Source organism: Planctomycetia bacterium, assembly GCA_021413845.1.
Taxonomy (GTDB): domain Bacteria; phylum Planctomycetota; class Planctomycetia; order Pirellulales; family PNKZ01; genus PNKZ01.
Genome location: JAIOPP010000135.1, coordinates 1 through 5,264 on the forward strand (window position 1 = coordinate 1; position 5,264 = coordinate 5,264).

Here is a 5,264-nt window from a genome sequence, read left to right on the forward strand (position 1 = left end):
CCTGGCCGGGTAACATTCGTCAACTGATCAACGTCGTCGAACGGGCGAAGATTCTAGCCGACGACTACGAAGTCTTGCTGGAAGACCTCCCTGGAGAAGTGACGACGCCGGGGAACCGCGAAACCGAGATTCCGTCGCTCGCTCAAATCGGTCCGGCGCTCACGCACGATCTGACGGCGGTCCAACGGACACATATCGTCGAAGTCTTGAATCGCGAACGGGGCAACAAAGCCCGTTCGGCCCGAGCGCTGGGCGTGAACCGGCGGACACTCTATCGGCTGATTGAAAAGCACGGCCTCGATTCGGCCGACTTTTCCGACGGCGGGTACGGCGCCTGACGACGCGCCGCAGCCACGACCGACCGCACGGTCGATTCGCTCTCAGGCGAAGAGCTTAGGCCGAGAGCCGGCGGAGATCTGCCGGCGTGAGCGAACCGATCGCCCAGACGTCGGCGGGGGAAATGTTACTCGTGATTTGCGCAACGAGGTCCCTCAGACCCTGAGCAGCCAGTTGAGCCCGTCGACTCCGTTCTTCGGAACCCCACGAATCACGGATGCGACAAGCACGGCGAGCGATCTTGAGCGGTTTGCGAACCAGTTCGGCGGTCGACATCGGAACTTCCTTCCATCAAGGGTGGCAACGGAAATCAGGTCGACCCATCCATTAGCAAATGCGATGCCGAAAACGCGCCCGCTTGCACAGCGCTTTCTTGCGCTCGTTTTTCCGATGACTTTCGGCGTCGCGCGGTTGTTGCGGAAACCTTCTCCGCCGGGGAGTGGACCGTGCGAAAACGCACGGGGCGGAATCGATCACGCGGCACATGTGCACATCGGCACACATGCGGCACATCTTACGCTAGAGAATTTTCTCCGGCGGGACCTCAGTTCGTTCGATAAAGGAGAGGGTTCGACCCTTTCTCGATGCGGTCCCTCGCTGAGTCCTTCAATCGGCATGTCGAATGCAATGATGCGTCGGCTTCGATCCGCATCGCCGCGCGCCGGAGCAATCTTCGCGCCCGATCGACAGGTCGAATTCCGCCGCCAAGCGACCTCTTGCAGACCCAGGTCTTCGACATGGCCGATCCCTCCCCGTCGCTTTTCCTCGAGCTGCTAACGGCGTTTAAGCTGCCTGCGTTGCAGGAATCCCAAGACATCGTGTACGGGCTTTGGCCCGACTTGTCATTGGCATTCACCAACGCCGCCTGGACGAAGTTCGCTGCGAACAATGGAGGCGAGCCCATTGTTTCGGAACAATGGCGACTGGGGCGAAATATCCTCGACGCGATCCCGCAACCACTGAAGGCGTTCTACGAGTCGCACTATCGCAACTGTCTAAGCTTGGAGCGCCCCTGGGAGCACATCTACGAGTGTTCTACTCCCGACGCGCTACGGATGTTTCATATGACGGCCCTACCGGTCGGCCGTAACGAAGGGATTCTCGTTATCAACTCCTTGCGGATCGAGACGCCGATGGATCGCGAAGCGGCCGAACCGCTGGAGACGACGTATCGCAATCGACACGGCATGCTGATCCAATGCGCACATTGTCGACGATTTCGACGTGCCGCCGTCGCAACGACATGGGATTGGGTGAGAGATTGGGTACGAAGTCCGCGAGAAAACGTCAGTCACGGAATCTGCGAACCTTGCCTCGGCTTCTACTACCGGTCGTACATCGACGGTCGATATATTCCGAAGCCGATCTCGACTATCTAGCGAGGTCGACTCATCGGGATGTCGGTCTTCCGTGCGGACGAAAGCTAACGCGGCCGATCTCACGAGGCGCTGTCTCTTTTCTCTTGAGCGCGAGGACGTTCCGTGAAGGCGATGGTAATCGATCGATCGCGGCAGCCGTTGCGATGGGCGGAGCTGGAGAAGCCGGTCCCGGAGGCGGGACAAGTCTTGCTCCGCGTCCGTGCCTGCGGAGTGTGTCGCACGGATTTGCACGTCGTCGACGGAGAGCTTCCTCATCCCACCTTGCCGCTGATTCCCGGGCACGAGATCGTCGGCATCGTGGAAGCGCTGGGGGCCGATGTGACGGGGATCTCCGTCGGAGCGAGGATGGGCGTACCCTGGCTGGGTTCGACTTGCGGCCATTGTCGCTATTGTCTGGCCGAGCAGGAAAATCTTTGCGATGAGGCGCGGTTCACCGGCTATCAGATCAACGGCGGCTACGCCGAATACACCATCGCCGACGCGCGGTATTGTTTCCCGCTTCCCGAGAAGTACTCCGATGTCCATGCCGCGCCGCTCTTATGCGCGGGGCTGATCGGCTATCGTTCGCTCGTGATGGCCGGAGTCGCACGGAAGATCGGGTTTTACGGCTTCGGCGCAGCCGCGCACATTCTGACTCAAGTCGCTACGTTTCAAGGGCGCGAAATCTTCGCGTTCACGAAGCCCGGCGATCATGCGGGCCAAGACTTCGCTCGCAGTTTGGGAGCCGTCTGGGCCGGCGGCACGAACGATTCGCCGCCGACCGAACTCGACGCGGCCATCCTTTTTGCGCCTGCCGGCGAGTTGGTTCCCTTGGCTCTGCGGGCCGTTCGCAAAGCGGGGGTCGTCGTCTGCGCCGGAATTCACATGAGCGACATCCCTTCGTTCCCCTACGACATCCTCTGGGGCGAGCGGACGATTCGGTCGGTCGCCAACCTCACGCGGCGCGACGGCATCGAGTTCTTCGAGCTGATCGGCAAGGCCTCGATTCGCACCGAAACCGAGTCGTTCCCGCTGGAGCGCGCCAACGAGGCCTTGGACGCATTGCGCCAGGGAAAGGTGCGCGGCGCCGCGGTGTTGACGATGTCCTGAGCGGAACACTCAGCCGGTCCGCCTCAAGGAACGATGCAAAGTCGGTTATCGACGTTTACGATACCGGGTGCCGACCAGGCGGCCCGCTGAGCTTCGGCCAGTTCCGCCCAGCTCCGGACGTTCCCCCGAAGCGTGACGGTTCCGCCGGTCGATTGCATGCTCACGCGACGGGCGTCGATCTCGGCGCTCCGTTTGAACGCCGCCTCGATCCGTTCTTGTACTTTCTCCGGTTTGACTCGCGGCTTCACGGCGATCAAGTTCGTCACGCCGCGCACGCCCGTGAGGTTCGAAACATCTGCTTGCGCCGCTTCGCGCTGGTAGTTCCAATAGAGGCTGCCTTCGAGAATGATCCAGCCGTCGCGGACCGTTACCTTCACCTGATCTTTCGGGATGGCGTGATCCCAGAACAGCGCGTTCAAGGCTGCGGCCGCGATATCCGAGTCGTCACGGAGATGTTCGCCTGGGATCTCGACGACGAGTTCGTCGGCGATACCGAGAACGCCGTAGACACGCTTGGCGACCTGTTCGGCTTTGACCTTCTCCGCCAAGCTCGCGACGGTCCCGGTGAGCGTCACGACATGATCCTTAGCCGTGACACCGATTTGCGATGCGTTGACACTGGGTTCCCATTCTAGTTGTTGCACGACATCGTGCTGCACTTGGGCATCGGGTTTCATTGTGATATCTCCTTATCGAGAGGTAGTCCTAGTAAAGTCGCGCCGTTTCATGGATTATCGCTAGGAGGTGGTGGATCGCGCGTATCGGAGCAGAGCCGCCGCGACGACGCCGTGCGGGACTTCCGTCCCGGCCATCAAGTACACACGCCCGCGATGTTTCAGGGTCTGTACGGCGACTAAGTTGAGCAAGTCGTCGCTGGCAGGGTCGTCGGGGTAGGTTAGTGCGAGTCGATCGATTTCCGGTTCGTAGCGTCCCCAGACCGATCGGCCGGCTGCGACGAACAGACATTCGACCGCTCCCTCGTGTGATGCCGCCAAAACGTCGGTCAGTAAGTCCGCAGTCCGCGGCCCCCCGACCGATTTCTCGAAGTCGGCGAGATCACGCTCGAGGATGCTTCGTCTCCAGCCTTCAAGGACGGCCTCCGCGCGTCGATGCAATTCAACGAGCCCCATGTGCTCCGGGTTTCCCGACACGGAATCCGGCACGAGCATCGGATAGGTATTCACTTCGCGGTAAATCGGGAAAAGATAGTCGACCCCGGCGAATACCAATGGGAGATGGATCTTAGCCAGATACGAATGCAAAGCTCGGTCGATCATGCGAAAATAATCGTGAAGTTCGCTTTTGCGGCGATCGATTTCGCCCCCTTGGCCGTGAAACGTCGCTCCGACCGGAGAGTTCATCACCTGAACCAACGCAGTCGGTTGATCCAAACGAAGGGCGTCGGCCAAGTCGATCGGCAGCGAGTCGATCGAGAGGGGATGCAGATCGTCTCGGTTAGCATCGTAGACGGCCGCGGCATTGGCACTGACGGCCAAGAGTCGATAAGGATCGGAATTCTCTTCCCGCGCCAATAACGGCAGGATATAGGCTCGCGATCCGATCCACAGGCCGGGTCGAGGAGAGTTACGCAAACCGAAGCACCGCAAGGTCGTCGAACGGAGAAACACAGCTAGTCCGTGGCGATGTTGCGATTGCCAGAACTTCTCGTCGTCGATCAACTTGCGTAGCGGTGCGACGAGTTCCCGCACGACGGACGTGCGAACCCCACGCTCCTCCCATCTGCTCTCGATCGCGGTGACATAGTTCTTCAGATGAATCGGCGCTCGTCGCAAGCCGCCATCGTCGCGCTTCGTCGAAAGGTAGATCGACACACAAGGATCGGTCGAGCCGGTAATCAGCGCACGAAGAAATGAGGATGAGTACGGGATCGTTTCCATGACGGGAATGCCCACGCTGAAAAGGCTTTTGAGTTCGATGAAGGATCGGATTCGATCTCGTCGGCAGGCGCCTTAGTTCGATTTCCTTTGCTCGTCTTCGACCGTAAGGATGCTGCGCATCGTCTTCAGCACGGCATCGGGATTGAGCGAGATGCTATCGATCCCTTCACGGACCAAGAACTCCGCGAACTCCGGATAGTCGCTCGGCGCTTGCCCGCAGATACCGATCTTGCGGCCTGCCTGCTTCACCTTGCGAATGGCATCCGAGATCGCTTGCATCACCGCCGGATTTCGCTCGTCGAACACATGCGACACGATCGACGAGTCGCGATCGACCCCTAAGATCAATTGCGTCAGATCGTTCGAGCCGATCGAGAAGCCGTCGAAGATTTCCGCGAAGGCCGCGGCGGAGATGACGTTACTCGGGATTTCGCACATGACGTACAGTTCCAAGCCGTTGCGACCGCGCACGAGCCCGTGCTTCGCCATTTCTTGTTGCACGCGACGGCCTTCTTCGACCGTGCGGCAAAACGGAATCATCAGCTTGAGATTCGTCAGCCCC

7 protein-coding genes are annotated in these 5,264 nt (G+C 60.0%); 3 read left to right on the forward strand and 4 right to left on the reverse strand.

Annotated elements, in window-relative coordinates; translation table 11 throughout:
• A partial coding sequence (locus K8U03_23195) for a sigma-54-dependent Fis family transcriptional regulator (protein ID MCE9607803.1) occupies nucleotides 1-338 on the forward strand: 338 nt, incomplete at its 5' end.
• 55 nt (nucleotides 339-393) lie between these two features.
• Here the strand turns inward: K8U03_23195 and K8U03_23200 are convergent.
• Nucleotides 394-612: a hypothetical protein gene (locus K8U03_23200; GenBank protein MCE9607804.1), complete on the reverse strand. Its 219-nt coding sequence runs from the start codon at nucleotides 610-612 to the stop codon at nucleotides 394-396.
• A gap of 461 nt (nucleotides 613-1,073) precedes the next feature.
• Between K8U03_23200 and K8U03_23205 the strand changes: the two genes are divergently transcribed.
• On the forward strand, nucleotides 1,074-1,715 hold the full coding sequence (locus tag K8U03_23205; GenBank protein ID MCE9607805.1) for a hypothetical protein: 642 nt from the start codon (nucleotides 1,074-1,076) through the stop codon (nucleotides 1,713-1,715).
• A 102-nt stretch (nucleotides 1,716-1,817) separates the two neighbouring features.
• The gene (locus K8U03_23210) at nucleotides 1,818-2,804 is read left to right on the forward strand and encodes a zinc-dependent alcohol dehydrogenase family protein (GenBank protein ID MCE9607806.1); all 987 of its coding nucleotides are present in this window, start codon (nucleotides 1,818-1,820) and stop codon (nucleotides 2,802-2,804) included.
• Between the two features lie 23 nt (nucleotides 2,805-2,827).
• Here K8U03_23210 and K8U03_23215 read toward each other — a convergent pair whose 3' ends face one another.
• The 3 genes from K8U03_23215 to K8U03_23225 form a co-directional block, all read right to left on the reverse strand.
• Nucleotides 2,828-3,481 carry a BON domain-containing protein gene (locus tag K8U03_23215; GenBank protein ID MCE9607807.1) on the reverse strand — a complete coding sequence of 218 codons (654 nt, stop codon included), beginning with the start codon at nucleotides 3,479-3,481 and terminating at the stop codon, nucleotides 2,828-2,830.
• 60 nt (nucleotides 3,482-3,541) lie between these two features.
• Nucleotides 3,542-4,702, reverse strand: coding sequence for a hypothetical protein (locus K8U03_23220; protein MCE9607808.1), 1,161 nt, complete (start codon nucleotides 4,700-4,702; stop codon nucleotides 3,542-3,544).
• Nucleotides 4,703-4,774: 72 nt separating this feature from the next.
• Nucleotides 4,775-5,264: phosphoenolpyruvate synthase (locus K8U03_23225; GenBank protein MCE9607809.1), on the reverse strand; the 490-nt coding region annotated here is incomplete at its 5' end.

Excerpts from the sequence above, each read along its gene's own strand:
- K8U03_23215 (MCE9607807.1), bottom strand. The coding sequence starts at position 3,481 with ATGAAACCCGATGCCCAAGTGCAGCACGATGTCGTGCAACAACTAGAA.
- K8U03_23220 (MCE9607808.1), bottom strand. The coding sequence starts at position 4,702 with ATGGAAACGATCCCGTACTCATCCTCATTTCTTCGTGCGCTGATTACC.
- K8U03_23200 (MCE9607804.1), bottom strand. The coding sequence starts at position 612 with ATGTCGACCGCCGAACTGGTTCGCAAACCGCTCAAGATCGCTCGCCGT.
- K8U03_23205 (MCE9607805.1), top strand. The coding sequence starts at position 1,074 with ATGGCCGATCCCTCCCCGTCGCTTTTCCTCGAGCTGCTAACGGCGTTT.